This is a genomic window from Burkholderia sp. KCJ3K979 (assembly GCF_016759955.1).
Lineage (GTDB): Bacteria > Pseudomonadota > Gammaproteobacteria > Burkholderiales > Burkholderiaceae > Burkholderia > Burkholderia orbicola.
This window is the reverse complement of the sequence record NZ_JACFYV010000151.1, coordinates 1-17,083: the sequence shown is the minus strand read 5'-3', so window position 1 is coordinate 17,083 and position 17,083 is coordinate 1. Positions and strand designations below refer to the sequence as shown.

The following is a 17,083-nucleotide window of genomic DNA, read 5'->3' as shown; positions in this document are numbered from 1 at the left end:
CGCCCCGACCACCCCGCCCGCGTCGTCCGGCGGCAATGCATGCACGTCGCAGCAGGCCGCCGTGCAGATGGCCGCGCAGACCGCGCCGGCCGAGCCGCCGGTCGATCACCTCATCGTCAAGCTGAAAACGCTGACGGCCACGCGCGCGATGGCGGCCATCGACAACGGCTCGCGATTCGACGCGGTGATCCAGCGCGCGATGACGCGCTGGACGGCGCCGGTGACCGGCAGCGCACGCGCGTACGCGAGCACGGTCGCGCAAACGCCGGTGAACGTGCAGGTCGAGCGCACGATCTCGAACGGCGCGGCCGTGCTGTCGCTCGGCCAGCGCATGGACGCCACCGATGCCGCCGCGCTCGCGCAGGCGTTCGCGGCGGACAGCGACGTGGACTACGCGGAACCGGATCACCCGATGCAGATCCGCGACACGCCGAGCGACCCGCTCTACAACCAGCAGTGGTACCTGTCCGACCCGGCCGCCGGCATCGACCTGCCGCCCGCATGGAACGTCACCAAGGGGTCGCCGACCGTCGTCACCGCCGTGCTCGACACCGGCTACCGGCCGCACGGCGACCTCGTCGGCAATCTGATCCAGCAAGGCTACAGCTTCATCAGCAACGTCAACACCAGCAACAACGGCCTGACGCGCGGCCCGGACGCCACCGATCCGGGCGACTGGGTCACGCAGCAGGAACTCGACAACGCCAACGGCCCGTACTATCACTGCGCCAGCCAGCCGAGCAACAGCAGCTGGCACGGCACGCGCGTGATGGGCGTGATCGGCGCGACCGCCAACAACGGCACCGGCGTCGCCGGCGTCTCGTGGCTCAGCCGGATCCTGCCGGTGCGCGTGCTCGGCAAGTGCGGCGGCGTGACGAGCGACATCGCCGACGGCATGCGCTGGGCAGCCGGCATTCCCGTCAATGGCGTGCCGAACAATCCGAACCCCGCGAAGATCATCAACCTGAGCCTCGGCGGGGTCGGCGCATGCAGCACGACGTTCCAGCAGGCGATCGACGACGTGACCGCGAAAGGCGTGACGGTGGTCGTCGCGGCCGGCAACGACGGCCTGTCGACCGGGCTCGACCAGCCCGCGAACTGCCGCGGCGTGATCACCGTCGGCGCGACCGACGCGACGGGCCGCCGCGCATCGTTCAGCAACTTCGGCGCCGATGTCGCGCTGAGCGCACCGGGCGTCAACGTCCTGTCGACGTCGAACACCGGCACGACGACGCCGGGCTCGGACACCTATGGCCCCGCGAACGGCACCAGCCTCGCGGCGCCGCAGGTGACGGGCGTCGCCGCGCTGATGCTGTCGGTGAACGGCAACCTCACGCCCGCGCAGATCCTGCAGAAGCTGCAAGGCGGCACGCGCGCGGCGAAGCTGGCTGCCGGCACGTCGTGCACCGCGCTGCCGGCAGGCTCGGGCATCCTCGATGCGGGGGCCGCCGTCGCGACCGCGAACCAGTAACCGGCACCTCGTTCGACGCGGCCGCGCCCCTGCCGACATCGCAGGCGCGCGGCCGTTTCATGACGGGCGATCGAGCGCGACTGCACGCGCGCGCCGCCTCGATCACGCATCTCGAAATAACGCCTGACAAAAGGGTTGACGCTTCGCACAGCGAGCCATTACCATCGCCCCCGTCTAGTTACATGGAGTGTTCTGTGAACACCGATGCGAGTTGTAGTTGGTCCCTGGCCAACTTGACTGCTGCCTGAGGAAAACGCGCAGAGCCTCGTCTTCTGCCGCATCCCGGGAAGCAGGATGCGGCGCCCTTCCGGCCTGACCACGGGCCAGATCTCCCGCCGAATTTTCGATATTGTCGAATGCACGCGACGCGCCGTCGCGCGTGTGCGTTCGTGTTGCGCGCGGCGCCAGCCGCGTGCGCTCTCCGTTCGCGTGCCGTCCGGCCGCGCGCCTCGTTGCACGCGCCGCCGCCGATCGCCCGCGCCGATTCTCCGCAACCGACAGGAGTGCAGATGAACTCAGACGACAGTAGTCGATTACCGCTCGCCGGTGCGACGCTGCGCATCGACACGCCGTGCGCATCCTGCGCGCCGGCGAGCGTTCCCGCTTTTACCGATCCACAGCCGATCGCGCCTGACGCGACGCGGCGGGGAGCGTTCGTGCGTCGATAACGTCACGGCCGCTCCCCGCCCGCCGCCTCGTGCGCAAGGAGCGACTCATGACGACACGACACAACACCTCGCACAAGAAACAGCGCGGCTTCATCAAGGCCGGCGCCGGCCAGCAGAACGACCCGCGCATCATGCGCGCCGCGCAGGAAGCGGCCCGCCCGCTCGAAGACACGCTGAAGTCGCTGCACACCAGCACGCGCGGCCTCACCTACGACCAGGCCGCCGACCGCCTGCAGCACGACGGCCCGAACGAAATCGCGCACGACAAGCCGCCGCACTGGACCCGCCAGTTGCTACTGTCGTTCCACAACCCATTCGTCTACGTGCTGCTGGTGCTGGCCGCCATCAGCTTCTTCACCGACGTCTACTTCGCGGCGCCCGACGATCGCGACTACGTCGGCATGACGATCCTGCTGACGATGGTCACGATCAGCGCGCTGCTGCGCTTCGTGCAGGAATTCCGGTCGCTGCGCGCGGCCGAGAAGCTCAAGGCGATGGTCCGCACGACCGCGACCGTGCAGCGCGCCATGACCGACACGTCGGAACCGACGCGCCGCGAGGTGCCGATGCGCGAAGTCGTGACCGGCGACATCGTGCATCTTTCCGCCGGCGACATGATCCCCGCCGACGTGCGGCTGCTCGCGTCGCGCGACCTGTTCATCAGCCAGGCCGTGCTGACCGGCGAGGCGCTGCCCGTCGAGAAGTACGACACGCTCGGCGCGGTGGCCGGCAAATCCGCGGGCACGCACGCGGCCGGCGCGGCCAACGGCGCACCGGCATCGCTGCTCGATCTCGAGAACGTCTGCTTCATGGGCACCAACGTCGTCAGCGGCACGGCGACGGCCGTCGTCGTCGCGACCGGCGAAGACACGTACTTCGGCTCGCTCGCGCGCAACGTCGTGAGCCACAAGCGTATCGAGACGAGCTTCGACCGCGGTGTCGCGAGCGTCAGCTGGCTGCTGATCAAGTTCATGTTCGTGATGGTGCCGATCGTGTTCATGATCAACGGGCTGACCAAGGGCGACTGGCTGAGCGCACTCACGTTCGCGCTCGCGGTGGCCGTGGGCCTCACGCCCGAGATGCTGCCGATGATCGTCAGCGCGAACCTCGCGCGCGGCGCGGTCGCGATGGCGCGCCGCAAGGTCGTCGTCAAGCGGCTGAACTCGGTGCAGAACTTCGGCGCGATGGACGTGCTGTGTACCGACAAGACCGGCACGCTCACGCAGGACAAGATCATCCTCGAACACCACCTCGACCTGTCCGGCCACAAGAACGAGGACATCCTGCGGCTCGGCTGGCTGAACAGCTTCCACCAGAGCGGCCAGAAGAACCTGATCGACATCGCGGTCGTCGCGCGCGCCGACGAGATCGGCGAACGCGTGAAGCCGCAGGGCTACAAGAAAATCGACGAACTGCCGTTCGACTTCGTGCGGCGCCGTCTGTCGGTCGTCGTCGAGGATACGCGCGGCACGCACCTGCTGATCTGCAAGGGCGCGGTCGAGGAAATGCTGGCCGTCTCCACGCACGTGCAGGACGAAGACGGCGTGCGTCCGCTCGACTTCGTGGCCCGCAAGCGGCTGCTCGAACAGGCCACCGCGTACAACGAGGACGGGTTCCGCGTGCTCGTGCTCGCCACGCGCACGATCCCGCGCGGCGAAGAACGCGCGCAATACCGCACCGCCGACGAACACGATCTCGTCGTGCGCGGCTTCCTGACCTTCCTAGATCCGCCGAAGGAATCGGCCGCGCCGGCGCTCGCCGCGCTGCGCGAGAACGGCGTCGCGGTGAAGGTGCTGACGGGCGACAACCCGACCGTCACGATGAAGGTGTGCCGCCAGGTCGGCCTCGAACCCGGCAAACCGATGCTCGGTACGGAAATCGAAGCGCTCGACGATGCGACGCTCGCGCAGGTGGTCGAACGCACGACCGTGTTCGCGAAGCTCACGCCGCTGCAGAAGGCGCGCATCGTCAAGGCGCTGCAGGCGAACGGCCACACGGTCGGCTTCCTCGGCGACGGCATCAACGACGCGCCCGCGCTGCGCGACGCGGACGTCGGCATCTCGGTCGACAGCGGCGCCGACATCGCGAAGGAAACCGCCGACATCATCCTGCTCGAAAAGAGCCTGATGGTGCTGGAGGAAGGCGTGATCAAGGGCCGCGAAACGTTCGGCAACATCCTGAAGTACCTGAACATGACGGCCAGCTCGAACTTCGGCAACGTGTTCTCGGTGCTGGTCGCCAGCGCGTTCCTGCCGTGGGAGCCGATGCTCGCGACGCAACTGCTCGTGCTGAACCTGATCTACGACACGTCGCAGATGCTGCTGCCGTGGGACAAGATGGACCCCGAGTTCCTGAAGAAGCCGCGCAAGTGGGAAGCCGGCAACATCAGCCGCTTCATGCTGTGGGTCGGGCCGACGTCGTCGGTGTTCGACATCACGACGTACATCCTGATGTGGACCGTGTTCGGTGCGGGCGCGCTGTATCACCTGAACGGCGGCGCGAGCGGCCAGATCGTGATGAACTCGGGCTGGTTCATCGAAAGCCTCGTGTCGCAGACGCTCGTCGTGCATCTGCTGCGCACGCAGAAGATCCCGTTCCTGCAGAGCACGGCGTCGCTGCCGGTGCTGCTGTCGACCTTCACCGCGATCGCGATCGGCTGCTGGCTGCCGTTCTCGCCGTTCGCGGAGGCGATCGGCTTCATGCACCTGCCCGGCACCTACTGGCTGTGGCTCGCCGCGACGATGGTCGGCTACATCGTGCTCGCGCAGATCGTCAAGACGGTCTACGTGCGTCGCTACAAGCAGTGGTTCTGATGGCGATCGGATGACGATGCGCCGGCCCGTGCTCGCGAACGCCGAGCGGGCCGGCGCGGCGTGCGCATCGAGCCACGCCCATGCAACGGGCCGCATCAGCGGCCCGTTTTTCATTCAGCATCGTTCGCGCCGAACAGCTGCGCGCACACCGCGCGCCCTTCGTCGGTCAGCGCGGCGCTGCCGGTACCGTCCTCGTTCAGCGTCGTCGCGCTCAGGCCGGCGGCGTCGAGCTGCGTCAGCACGCGGCGCAGCGTGCTCATCGGCAGCTGCGCGCGCTTCGCGATCTTCGGCAGCGACCACGTCTTGCCGGCCGGATCGCTGGCGGCTTCGTTCAGCGTCGCGAGCGTGGCGACGAGTGCGGGATCGAGCGGGGATTCGTCGGTGTCGGAAGTCATCGGTTCGGGTTCGTCGGCCGGCGTCGCGCCGGCATGCAGGGAGAAAACGCTCGCGGACACTATACGCCGCGTCACGCGCCCTTGAGCGCGCTGCGCATGAACGACACGAAACGCGCGGTGACGGGCTCGTCGCGTTCGGACCGCCACGCGAGCCCCACGCGCCACTTCGCGTCACGGCCGTCAAGCGGCAGCACCGTCGCGTCGCGCAGCAGGTACCGCGCGCTCGACGGGATGAACGCGACACCGACGCCGGCCGCGACCGAGGTCAGCACCGATTGCACGTCCTCCGCCTGCTGCATCACGTGCGGCACGAAGCGGCGCTCGACGCACCACCGGTCGATCTGCGCGGCCAGCCCCGGGCCGCGCGCACGCTGCAGCGCGATGAAGCCGATCTCGTTGAGCACGTCGAGGTTGGCCGGCACGCGCTTGAAGCCCAGGTGCGGCGGTACGGCAAGCCCGAGCGCTTCGTCGGTCACCTTGAACGACGACAAGCCGTCGTCGGCGGGCAGGCGCAGGAAACCGGCGTCGAGCTTGCCGGCGCGCAGCCGGCGCGTCTGTTCGGACGACGACAGATCGCTCAGCGTCACCGCGATACCCGGATTGCAACGGCGGAACTCGGCGATCAGCTTCGGCACGAGCGTCAGCACGGACAGGCAGATGCCGAGCCGCAAATGCCCGCGCTGGCCACTGGTCGCTTCCCGCGCACGCGCCAGGATTTCGTCGGCATCGCGCACCAGCGCCTGCGCGTCGGGCAGGAAGCGTTCGCCGAACGGCGTCAGCTCCGCGCCATGCCGGCCGCGCTCGAACAGCTTGCCGCCGAGGCTTGCCTCCAGCGCGCCGATCTGCTTGCTGAGCGCAGGCTGGCTCATGTGCAGCGCATCGGCCGCGCGGCTGAAATGGCACAGCTCAGTGACCGTCAGGAACGTGCGCAGCAGTTTCAGTTCCATTCTTCAACGGAATCGTAATGATCGAAATATTCATTTTACCGATCGAACGCAATGGCGTTCAATACGGACATGCCCTTCCCGGAATTCACCTTCATGTCCCTCGATCCAGCGGCCGACTGCGTGGCCGAATCACCATGCGATGTCGCGGGTGCAAACGCATGCGCGGTTGCCGCCGATACCCGCGCGCCGAAACGTCGTGCCGAACGCACGGACGGGCGCAGCCGCCGCTTTCGCTTCGGCGATGCGCTGGAAGACGCGCCGCCACGCGTGGTGACCGGTTCGATCGCGATCAGTTTCGCGGTCGTATCGCGGCGGAACTGGCCGCGCTGAACCGCGCACCCGCCCGCCTTTCTCCCCACCCGCACCGCTGCCCGGCGGCGCGAAAACGACCGAAATCCTCCCGTATCACGCGTCATTGCGCGTCATCCGATCGTCATCGCCCAGCGATCGACCGTATAATTTCCCGCACCCGCTGACCGCCCACGCATTCCGCGCAGCCGCATCGCGCGTGAAAAGGAGACTTTCGCTTGACCGGCCTCATCGCGCGCCTGCCTCGCGCCCGGACCACCCTGATCCTCGCCCTGTCGTTCCTGCTGCTCGCATTCGCCACGAATGCGTCCGCGCAACGCGTGCAGCCGCATCGCGCCGCCCATGCGCAACCGCATGCCCATACGAAGGCCGTCAAGAAGAAACCCCATCGCAAGAAAAAGGCCGTCAAGCATCGCCGCTCGCGCGTGACGCATCAGGCAGCCAAACGCCACGCGGCACCCGCGCCGCAGCCGCGGCGCGCGAAACGCACGACCGCCGTGCGGCCACGCCCGCCCGCGAAACCGAAATTGCTCGCCAGTTGCGGCTACACCCCGCGCGCGGTCGGTTCGCTGCATTCGCGCGCGGCCTACGTGCTCGACGTCGATTCCGGCACCCCGCTGCTGGCGCGCAACGCACGCACCGTGCGGCCGATCGCCTCGATCTCGAAACTGATGACGGCTGTCGTCGCGCGCGATGCCGATCGTCCGCTGAACGGCGTGCTGCGCGTGACCGCGCGCGATCGCGACACGATCAAGTTCACCGCTTCGCGCCTGCAGGTCGGCTCGGAACTGTCGCGCCGCGAGATGTTCCATATCGCGCTGATGTCGTCGGAGAACCGCGCGGCCGCCGCGCTGAGCCGCGACTATCCGGGCGGGCGCGCCGCGTTCGTCAAGGCGATGAACCGCGAAGCGCGCCGGCTCGGTATGCGACATACGCACTTCCGTGAGCCGACCGGCCTGTCGCCGCACAACGTGTCGACGGCGGAAGATCTCGCGCGGCTCGTCGGCGCGGCCGCGCAAGATCCGCTGATCCGCTATTTCTCGACCGATCTGTCGACCACCGTGCGCCCCGGCGACGGTGAACTCGTGTACGTGAATTCCGACCCGCTCGTACGCTACCGCCGCCTGCCGATCCGGCTGCAGAAAACCGGCTTCATCAACGAATCGGGGCACGGCGTCGTGATGCGCATGCGCGTGAAAGGCCGCCGGGAAACGGTCGTGCTGCTCGGCGCGGCGACGCGTGCCGGCGTATCGAGCGACGCAATCAAAATCCATCGCTGGCTGTCCTGTTCGATCCAGTAGACGGACACGGGCAGCCGGCGAGCTCACGCGACGGGAGCGACGCCATGCAGGACGAATACCGCTTCAACGCGTTCGGTCGGCTGCTCGCCGTGGTGCGCACGGACGGTCGCTGGGCCGTGTTCGATCTCGGCGCCGAAGGCAAGCGGCGCCCGGCCAATCTGCAGATTCCGTCCTCGCTCAGCGCGGACGAACTTGGCCAGTACCTCGGCGATCTGCTGCACGAAAACGCGACTCCGCGATACAGCGAAGTCGTACCGGTCGCGCATCGACGCACGTAATCGCACCGGGCAGCGCCACCAGCCGGCGATCAATTCGACAGTTAAACTTGCAAGTTTAACTGTCTTGTTCTATGATTCGGCGCATGAACCCGCCACGCAAACCCGGCGTTTCCGCCGAAACCGTCGCCGCCGACCTGACCCTCGCGGTCGGCCAGCTCATCCGCCGGCTGCGCTCCGAGGTCGATTCCGAAGGGCTCGGCATGTCGCAGACGAGCGCGCTCGCGCGGCTCGAACGGTACGGGCCGATGACGACCGCCGATCTCGCGCGCGCCGAAGCGATGAAGCCGCAATCGATGAAGACGATCCTCGCGAGCCTCGAGGAAGACGCACTCGTCGAGCGCGAGCCCCATCCGACCGACGGCCGCCAGATCCTGTTCAAACTCACCGCCGCCGGCCTCGCCGCACGGCGCAAGCGCAACGCCGCGAAACACCAGTGGCTCGGCGCCGCGATCGAGAAACTCGATCCGCAAGACATCGACACGCTCGCCGCGGCCATCCCGCTGATCCGCCGCATCGGCGAGCAATGAACCCGGCCGGCGCGCCGCACTGCATACGCGCCGGCTTTCCTTGCCCTTTTCCCCGGAGCCCATCATGAGCGCAACGCGTCTCGACACGAACACGGCGCTGGTCGTCATCGACCTGCAGAAAGGCATCGTCGCCCTCCCCACCGCGCACCCGGTCGCGCCGGTGATCGCCCGCACCCGCGAACTGCTCGACGCGTTCCGCAGCCGCGGCCTGCCGGTCGTGCTGGTCAACGTCGCGGGCGGCGCACCGGGCCGCACCGAGCAAGCGCCGCGCACCGCGCAGCTTCCGGCCGACTGGACCGAACTCGTGCCCGAACTGAACCGCCAGCCGGGCGACCACGTCGTGACGAAGCGGACCTGGGGCGCCTTCACCGGCACCGGTCTCGACGCACACCTGAAGGCAGCCGGCGTCACGCAGATCGTGCTGACCGGCGTCGCGACGAGCATCGGCGTCGAATCGACCGCGCGGCAGGCCTACGAGCTCGGCTACAACGTGACGCTCGCCGTCGACGCGATGACCGACCTCAACGCGGATGCGCACGTCAACAGCATCGAGCGGCTGTTCCCGCGCCTCGGCGAGATCGGTACGACGCAGGACATCGTCGCGCTGCTCGACCGGCGCGGCGCGTGAACGACCCACGCATCCAGCCGGCGCCGGGCCGTGCGGCCGGCCGGCTCGACCCGACGATCTGGAAAGTCAGCGCGGTCGCGACGCTCGGTTCGCTGCTGTCGCAGCTCGACGCGACGATCGTCAACGTGTCGCTGTCGAGCCTCGCGACCGATCTGCATGCCAGCCTGGCGACGATCCAGTGGGTCACGAGCGGCTACCTGCTCGCACTGACGCTGGTGCTGCCGCTGAGCGGCTGGCTCGTCGACCGCATCGGCGCGAAGGCGCTGTACCTGTGGTGCTTCTCGGCGTTCACGCTCACGTCGGCGCTGTGCGGGCTCGCATGGTCCGCGCCGTCGCTGATCGCGTTCCGCGTGTTGCAAGGCGTCAGCGGCGGCTTGCTCGCGCCGATGGCGCAGATGATGATCGCGCGCGTCGCCGGTCGGCAGATGGCGCGCGTGATCGGCTATGCGGCGGTACCGGTGCTGCTCGCGCCGATCCTCGGCCCGGTCGTGGCCGGCGCGATCCTGCAGCACGCGTCGTGGCGCTGGCTGTTTCTGGTGAACCTGCCCGTCGGCGCGCTCGCGCTCGCACTGGCCGCGCGCTTCCTGCCTGGCGACCGGGACGATGCGCCACGGCGCGAACTCGACTGGATCGGCCTCGCGTTGCTGTCGCCGGGCCTCGTGCTGTTCCTGTACGGCGTCGAGCGGATCGGCTCGGTGCCCGGCATCGCGGCGGTCGCGGGTTCGGCGCTGCTGCTCGTCGCGTTCCTGCGCGTCGAGCGCCGCCAGCGCGAACATGCGCTGATCGATCTCGCGCTGTTTCGCTCGCGCGTGTTCGGTGCGGCAGCCGGCACGCAGTTCCTGTCGAACGGCGCGCTATATGCAGGCCAGATGCTGATTCCGGTGTTCCTGATCCAGGCATGCGGGCGCTCGCCGGGCGAGATGGGCTGGCTGCTCGCGCCGCTCGGGCTCGGCATGCTCGTCACCTATCCGTCGATGGGCGCGCTGACGAGCCGGTTCGGCGTACGCCGGCTGGCCGCCGCCGGTGCGTTGCTCGCACTCGTCGCCACGCTGCCGCTCGTGTTCCTCGCGCTGACCGGCTACGATCCGCGCGTGCTCGTCCCGGCGCTGTTTCTGCGCGGCATGGGCCAGAGTGCGATCGGCGCGCCGTCGATCGCCGCCGCGTATGCATCGGTCGAACGCCGCGACCTGCCGATGGCGACCACGTCGCTCAATATCGTGCAGCGGCTCGGCGGCCCGACGTTCACCACGCTATGCACGCTGTTCCTCGCGTGGCGGCTGCAGGCCGAAGCAGCGTCGGCCGGCGGCACGCCGGCCGTCGCGTATGCGTGGGCGTTCGGCCTGCTGTGCGCGCTGCATGCGGCGAGCTTCGCGACGACGCTGCGGCTGCCGTTGCGCTCGGCCGGTGCAGGCGGCGGCGACTGACGAACCGGCAACGCACCGGCCGGTTCGCGCTGAACCCGGGCCGCGCCGCACCGCGTGCGCGGCCTCCCGCTACGGTAGCCACATCGGCACGATCGACGCCACCAGCAGCACGCCGAGCCCCGCATTCAGGCAGCGCCATTGCCGCTCCGTGCGCAACACGCGTGCGAACAGCAGCCCGGCGAAACACCACAGCGACAACGACGCCATCGCCGCCACGCCGAATGCAAAACCGAGCAGCACGCCGAGCCGCGCCGGCCCCGACGCGAGCGCCGCGAACGACGCGGCCGCACCGAGCGTCATCGCCCAGCCTTTCGGGTTGTGCCACAGCATCCACACGCCGCTGACGAACCCTTGCGGCCGGTGCACGTCGACATCGAGCCGCGGCTTGCCGCCACGGCCGATGCGCAACGCCAGCCATATCAGGTACGCCGAGCCGACCGCCTTCATCAGGAACTGCAACGCGGGCAGCGCGAGCAGCACACTGCCGAGCCCGGCGGCGGCCGCCGCCGCCATCGACGCCAGGCCCGCGGCGATGCCCGCCATCAGCGGCAGCGAACGCCGATAGCCGAAATGGGCGCCCGATGCGGTCGCCAGCGTCGTCGCGCCACCCGGCGTCACGGTGGACACGATCACGAACAGCATCAGCGGCAGATAGTCGTGAAGCGGCACGAGGGCTCCCGGTCGTCGTGATCGAAGCCCCGTTTTTACCTGCGATCCTTGCATTACGACAGCGAAACCTTTTGATGCCTGCCATTAGCGATCATAATGCGACGCATGACACGCAATCTCGACCTCGCGCTGCTGCGCGCATTCGTCTCGGTCGCCGATCATCGCAGCATGACGGCGGCCGGCCACGCGCTGCACCTGACGCAAGGCGCGATCAGCCAGCAGGTCGCGCGGCTCGAAATGCTGTCCGGCCCGCTGTTCGTCCGCGAGCATCGCAACCTGCTGCTGACGGCGGCCGGCGAGCGGCTGCTCGAACAGGCGCGACGGCTGCTCGCCGCCCACGATGCGCTGCTCGCCGAACTGACCGCCGGCGCGGTGGAAGGCACGGTGCGTATCGGTGCGCCGCAGGATCTGGTCGGCACCTGTCTCGCGCCGATCCTGAAAAGCTATACCCACGCGCATCCGCAGGTCGCGCTCACGCTCGTGTGCGCGGCGTCACCGGAGCTGCGGCGCGGGCTCACGCACGGCAACCTGGACGTCGCGCTGATCGAGGCCCCGGTCGGGTCGTCGCGCGGCGAGTGCATCGCCGTCGACCGGCTGGTCTGGGTCGGCGCGAAAGGCGGCACCGCGCACCGGCACTCGCCGCTGCCGGTATCGATGGTCGCGCAGACCTGCGCATTTCGCCCAACGGTGCTCGACGCACTGCGCGGCTGCGATCGCCCGTGGCGCACCGTGTTCGAGAACGGCAGTTTCGATGCCACGGCCGCGACCGTGCGCGCCGATCTCGCCGTGACCGTCTGGCTCGCGTCCACCGTGCCGCCCGACCTCGAGATCCTGCCGGCCGGCGGCGGCCTGCCCGCCCTGCCGAATTTCTCGATCAACCTGCATGTGCCGCGCGGCCAGCACACGGCGGCCGCGACGGAACTGGCCCGCTACCTGCGCAACGGTTTCGCGCGCCTGCGCGCGCTCGCGTAGCGCCGCATCGCGCTACACCGTGCCCGGCTCCTGCGGCGCAGGCATCGTGCCCGCCGCCTCCAGCGCCTGATGCAGCGTGGCGAAGATGCACGACGCGCCGACCACCTCGGTGATCCCGTGACGATCCATGTCCGCACGCAGATAGCGGTTCACGCGCCCGAACAGCACGCCGATCCCGCGCGCATGCAGCGCCCTGACGAGATCGGCCAAGGTCCGCGCGGCCGAATAGTCGACATCGGTGATCGCGCCCGCGTCGACGACGAACCAGCGCGGCGGCACCGGTGCCGCGTCGACGAGTTCGGTCACTTCGGCAGCGAACAGGTGATCGTTCGCGAAGAACAGGTCGGCGCCGAACCGGTAGACGATCAACCCGGGCGCCGTCATCGCGCCGCGCCTCGTCGGCACCGGCTGCCAGCGCCCGTTGCCGGCGACCGGTTCGAGCACCATCGTGTGCGGCTGGTAGCTGTGGCGCACGTGCCGCATCAGCGACAGCGCGACCGCCAGCAGGATGCCCTGCTCGACGCCGAGCGTCACGACGGCCGCGGCCGTGATCAGCGCGAGCGTGAATTCGCCGGGGCTTTCCTCGCGGATCGCCGCGAGGCTGCGCACGTTGATCAGCCCGAGCGCGATCGTGAACACGATGCCGGCCAGCACCGCATGCGGCAGATACTGCAAATACGGGCTGAAGAACAGCAGCACGATGCCCACGACGGCGGCGAACGCGAGATGCCCGACCTGGCTGCGCACGCCCGCGCCGTCGGCCATCGCCGTCTGCGTCGGGCTGCCGTTGACGACGAACGCGCCGCCGAGCGCCGCCGCCGCATTCGCGGCCGCGAGCCCGAGGATGTCGGCGTTGGTGTCGACGTCCTCGCCGTACTGCTGCGCGAACACGCGCGCGGCGGCCGCGCTCTGCGCGATGATCATCACGAAGCACGAAGCGGCGACCGGCACGAGATCGAGGAACTGCTGCCACGTGACCGACGGCCAGCGCAGCGGCGGCAGGCCGCCCGCCACGGGCCCGAGTACCGCGATGCCATGCGCGGCGAAGCCGAACGCCGCGCTCGCGGCGATGCTGCCCGCCACCGCGATCATCGGCATCGGCACCCGCGGCAGAAACCGCTTGCACGCGAGAATCGCGCCGACGACGAGCGCCGCGAGCGCGAGCGTCGGCCGGCGCGCGTGAACCAGGTGCGTGACGACGTAGTCGAGTTGCGCGAGGCTGCGCGACGCCGGGTACGGCACGGACAGGCCGAGCATGTCGCCGAGCATCGCGATCGATACCTGCACGCCGACACCGGCGAGGAAGCCGACCAGCACCGTGCGCGACAGGAAATCGGCGAGAAAACCGAGCTTGAAGATACGCGCGAGCAGCAGCATCGCGGCGGTCAGCAACGCGACCATGCCGGCCAGCGCCGCATAGTCGGCGCTGCCGGCCGGCGCCATCGACGACAGCCGGCTCGCGAAAATCGTCGCGGTCGCGGAATCGGCGGCGACCACGAGATGGCGCGACGCGCCGAAGCACGCGAACGCAACGAGCGGCAGGAACACCGTGTAGAGCCCCGTGACGGCCGGCATGCCGGCGATGCGCGCGTAGCCGAGCACCTGCGGGATGTCCATCGACGCGAGCGACATGCCCGCGAAGATGTCGCGCATCGCCGCCGCCCGGCGGACCGGGAGGATGCCTTTCAGCAGCCGCACGCGTGACGGACGGCTTTCGTTGGAATCTTGCATGGGTGAAATGCGTGAGGTCGAGTGACGGGGGCCACGAACGGGTGCGCGACGATGTCGCGTGTCGCTCACCGTCGCCGGACGGGCCAGACAGGCCCGCACGCCAACGCGAGCAGCACACCGACGACGCCTGCGACGTCCGCATGATTGCATGGATCGCGGATCGTGCGTAGCGAAGCGCAAAGCCCTGCCGTCATGGTTTCCGGCCGATTGCATGCTGGCGGGCGACGCGTCCGGCCACCGGCTCGCGCGCCGGCTTGCGGTGATGTCGATTCGCGGCTCGCCTTCACCCTGATGTAGAGGGCACCTGCACAACGGTGAGCCGATTCGGGAGCCGATCGCCCCGTCTTCACGGCACGCGTCCGGAACCCGATGGCACAATCACGGTCCCTTTCATGTGCCCTTCATCGGGCGCGCGCCGCATCGCGGCGCCGATTCAACGCACGAGAAAGCCCCTGTCCGCCTCTATGACCCTGAACGAATCCTGGTTTGCGCCGCTCGTCGGCATCCTCGTCCTGCTCGCCGCCGCCGGCGCGATCACCGCCGTCGTCCACTTCCTGCTGTTTCGCGTGGTCGCGCGGCTCGCGCGGCTGTCCGCCACGCGCGTCGACGACGCGCTGTTCGAATTCGGCGCCTTCAGATGGCTGAACCGCATCGTCCCGTTCGTCGTGATCAAGCTCGGGCTCGGCGCGGTGTCCGGCATTCCCGGCCTGGTCGCCCAGGTGGTCGACAAGGTGCTGTTCGCGCTGATCGTGTTCCTCGTGACGATGACCATCAGCGCGACGCTGTCCGCGCTCGAACACACGCACCGCACCGCGCAACGCGATCAGCCGCGCCTGTCGCTGAAAGGCGCGATGCAGCTGGTCAAACTCGTGATGTTCATCACGGCCACGCTCGTCGTGATCGGCGATGCGACCGGCAAGCAGATCGGCCTGCTGCTGTCCGGCATCGGTGCGATGTCCGCGGTGCTGATGCTGATCTTCAAGGACACGCTGCTCGGCCTCGTCGCCGGCGTGCAACTGTCGTCGAACGACATGCTGCGGATCGGCGACTGGATCACGATGCCGTCGGCCGGCGCGGATGGCACGGTCATCGACATCACGCTGAACACCGTCAAGGTCGCGAACTTCGATCACACGATCATCACGGTGCCGACCTGGAAACTGATCACCGAGAGCTACCAGAACTGGCGCGGCATGACCGAAGCGGGTGGTCGCCGCATCAAGCGCGCACTGTTCATCGATGCAACGAGCGTGCACTTTCTCACGAACGACGAGATCGAACGGCTCGAACGCCTGACGCTGCTGAAGGACTATCTCGAGGACAAGGTCGACGCGATCGAGCAATGGAACGGCACGCTCGGCGCGGCCGGCGACTGCCCGGCGAACCGCCGCCAGCTGACGAATCTCGGCACGTTCCGCGCGTACGTCGCGAACTACCTGAAGGGCCATCCGCGCATCCGCCGCGACATGACGAACATGGCGCGGCAACTGCCGCTCACGGCCGAAGGCATTCCGCTCGAACTGTACTGCTTCACCGACACGACGACGTGGGTCGACTACGAGACCATCCAGGCCGACCTGTTCGACCACCTGATCGCGGTGCTGCCGGAGTTCGGGCTGCGCGTGTACCAGCATCCGTCGGGCTTCGACATGCGCCAGATGGTCGACGCCGCGCAAGCCGGGCGGCAGGCGCCGCGCGCGGCGTGATACCGGCCACGGCGGCAGGCTGCCGGCCGCCGCCTGCCCTGCCGGCGGGCGGCAACGCTCAGCGCGCCGCGCACTCCGACGCGAGCCGCCCCAGCACCTTCAGCGCGTCCTCGATCTGCCGCGACCACGGGTAGCTGTAGTTGAGCCGGATGAAATGCCGGTAATCGGTACCGGCCGAGAACATGTGCCCGGGCCCGACCGTGATCCGCTGCGCGAGCGCCAGCGTGTACAGCTTCATCGCATCGACCTGCGGCGGCAGTTCGACCCACAGCACGTACCCGCCCTGCGGCTGCGACAGCCGCGTGCCTTCCGGGAAGAAGCGCCGCACCATCGCGCTCATCAGGCTCGCCTGCTGCGCATACTGCTTGCGCATGCGCCGCAGGTGAAAATCGTAGCCGTCGTGTTTCAGGTACTCGGCGATCGCGAGTTGCTCGATCGCGGGCGTCGCGAGCGTATTCAGGAATTTCAGCTTCTCGACCTGGTCGCGGTAACGGCCCGGCATCGCCCAGCCGATCCGGTAGCGCGGCGACAGGCTCTTCGTGAACGACGCGCAATGCAGCACCAGCCCGTCGCGATCGAACGACTTCAGCGCGCTCGGCGCCGTATCGCCGAAGTGCAGCTCGTGATAGACGTCGCTCTCGATCGCCGGCACGCCGTGCTTCGCAAGCAGTTCGACCAGCGCGCGCTTGCGCGCATCGGGCATCTGGAAGCCGAGCGGATTCTGGAAGTTCGGCATCACCATGCAGGCCGCGATGCGCTCGTTCGCGAGAATTCGCCCGAGCGCGTCGAGATCGATGCCGTCGCCCGGGTGCGTCGCGACTTCCAGCGCACGCATGCCCATCCGCTCGATCGCGTGCAGCATCGCGTAGAAGGTCGGCGACTCCACCGCGATCGTGTCGCCCGGTTTCGCGACCGCCTGCAGGCACAGGTTGATCGCCTCGGTCGCGCCGATCGTCATCACGATCTCGCCGGGCTCGACCGCGACCCCGCGCTCCGCATAGCGCCGCGCGATCTGGCGGATCAGCTCCTGGTTGCCGGGCGGCAGGTCGTCGATCACGCCCCAGCGCGTGCGGCGCCGCCCGATCGCCTGCGCATAGCGCGCGAGGCGCTGCACCGGAAACTGCGACGCGTCGGGATACGGCGAGCCGAGCGGCACCGCGTCGTCGCGCGCGATCGAGCGCAGCGTCGACAGCACGAGCCGGCTCACGTCCACGGCCGACGGCTCGGCGGCCGGCGCGGAGACA

15 protein-coding genes are annotated in these 17,083 nt (G+C 68.8%); 10 read left to right on the top strand and 5 right to left on the bottom strand.

The window, feature by feature from the left end; all coding sequences use genetic code 11:
* Together H3O04_RS25365 and mgtA are read left to right on the top strand one after the other, a co-directional pair.
* On the top strand, positions 1-1,471 hold a 1,471-nt coding region (locus H3O04_RS25365), incomplete at its 5' end, for a S8 family peptidase (protein ID WP_202588681.1).
* Positions 1,472-2,186: 715 nt separating this feature from the next.
* Positions 2,187-4,952: a magnesium-translocating P-type ATPase gene (mgtA, locus tag H3O04_RS25360; protein ID WP_202588680.1), complete on the top strand. Its 2,766-nt coding sequence runs from the start codon at positions 2,187-2,189 to the stop codon at positions 4,950-4,952.
* Between the two features lie 110 nt (positions 4,953-5,062).
* On the opposite strand, the gene H3O04_RS25355 is transcribed toward mgtA, so the two are convergent.
* Together H3O04_RS25355 and H3O04_RS25350 are read right to left on the bottom strand one after the other, a co-directional pair.
* On the bottom strand, positions 5,063-5,347 hold the full coding sequence (locus H3O04_RS25355) for a transcriptional regulator (RefSeq protein WP_069231907.1): 285 nt from the start codon (positions 5,345-5,347) through the stop codon (positions 5,063-5,065).
* A 71-nt stretch (positions 5,348-5,418) separates the two neighbouring features.
* Entirely contained in the window at positions 5,419-6,294 is an 876-nt protein-coding gene (locus H3O04_RS25350; RefSeq protein ID WP_202588679.1) for a LysR family transcriptional regulator, read from the bottom strand.
* Positions 6,295-6,345: 51 nt separating this feature from the next.
* On the opposite strand from H3O04_RS25350, the gene H3O04_RS36275 reads away from it, so the two are divergent.
* The 6 genes from H3O04_RS36275 (at position 6,346) to H3O04_RS25320 (ending at position 10,761) form a co-directional block, all read left to right on the top strand.
* Positions 6,346-6,624 carry a hypothetical protein gene (locus tag H3O04_RS36275; RefSeq protein ID WP_175767315.1) on the top strand — a complete coding sequence of 93 codons (279 nt, stop codon included), beginning with the start codon at positions 6,346-6,348 and terminating at the stop codon, positions 6,622-6,624.
* A 197-nt stretch (positions 6,625-6,821) separates the two neighbouring features.
* The gene (locus H3O04_RS25340; RefSeq protein WP_202588677.1) at positions 6,822-7,904 is read left to right on the top strand and encodes a serine hydrolase; all 1,083 of its coding nucleotides are present in this window, start codon (positions 6,822-6,824) and stop codon (positions 7,902-7,904) included.
* A gap of 44 nt (positions 7,905-7,948) precedes the next feature.
* Entirely contained in the window at positions 7,949-8,182 is a 234-nt protein-coding gene (locus H3O04_RS25335) for a DUF7661 family protein (protein ID WP_006478862.1), read from the top strand.
* 71 nt (positions 8,183-8,253) lie between these two features.
* Positions 8,254-8,709, top strand: a complete 456-nt coding sequence (locus H3O04_RS25330; protein WP_202588676.1) for a MarR family winged helix-turn-helix transcriptional regulator — start codon at positions 8,254-8,256, stop codon at positions 8,707-8,709.
* A 64-nt stretch (positions 8,710-8,773) separates the two neighbouring features.
* Positions 8,774-9,337, top strand: a complete 564-nt coding sequence (locus tag H3O04_RS25325) for an isochorismatase family protein (RefSeq protein ID WP_202588675.1) — start codon at positions 8,774-8,776, stop codon at positions 9,335-9,337.
* Positions 9,334-10,761, top strand: a complete 1,428-nt coding sequence (locus H3O04_RS25320) for a DHA2 family efflux MFS transporter permease subunit (RefSeq protein WP_202588674.1) — start codon at positions 9,334-9,336, stop codon at positions 10,759-10,761. The genes H3O04_RS25325 and H3O04_RS25320 overlap by 4 nt, the downstream gene beginning before the upstream one ends.
* A 69-nt stretch (positions 10,762-10,830) precedes the next feature.
* On the opposite strand, the gene H3O04_RS25315 is transcribed toward H3O04_RS25320, so the two are convergent.
* Positions 10,831-11,484, bottom strand: coding sequence for a LysE family translocator (locus H3O04_RS25315; protein ID WP_080289116.1), 654 nt, complete (start codon positions 11,482-11,484; stop codon positions 10,831-10,833).
* Between the two features lie 42 nt (positions 11,485-11,526).
* Here H3O04_RS25315 and H3O04_RS25310 point away from each other — a divergent pair, with 42 nt between their 5' ends.
* The gene (locus tag H3O04_RS25310) at positions 11,527-12,402 is read left to right on the top strand and encodes a LysR substrate-binding domain-containing protein (RefSeq protein WP_202588673.1); all 876 of its coding nucleotides are present in this window, start codon (positions 11,527-11,529) and stop codon (positions 12,400-12,402) included.
* A gap of 12 nt (positions 12,403-12,414) precedes the next feature.
* On the opposite strand, the gene H3O04_RS25305 is transcribed toward H3O04_RS25310, so the two are convergent.
* The gene (locus H3O04_RS25305; RefSeq protein ID WP_202588672.1) at positions 12,415-14,133 is read right to left on the bottom strand and encodes a SulP family inorganic anion transporter; all 1,719 of its coding nucleotides are present in this window, start codon (positions 14,131-14,133) and stop codon (positions 12,415-12,417) included.
* Positions 14,134-14,597: 464 nt separating this feature from the next.
* Here H3O04_RS25305 and H3O04_RS25300 point away from each other — a divergent pair, with 464 nt between their 5' ends.
* The gene (locus H3O04_RS25300) at positions 14,598-15,839 is read left to right on the top strand and encodes a mechanosensitive ion channel family protein (protein ID WP_202588671.1); all 1,242 of its coding nucleotides are present in this window, start codon (positions 14,598-14,600) and stop codon (positions 15,837-15,839) included.
* A 58-nt stretch (positions 15,840-15,897) separates the two neighbouring features.
* Here the strand turns inward: H3O04_RS25300 and H3O04_RS25295 are convergent.
* The coding region (locus H3O04_RS25295; protein WP_202588670.1) for an aminotransferase-like domain-containing protein at positions 15,898-17,083 on the bottom strand (1,186 nt) is incomplete at its 5' end.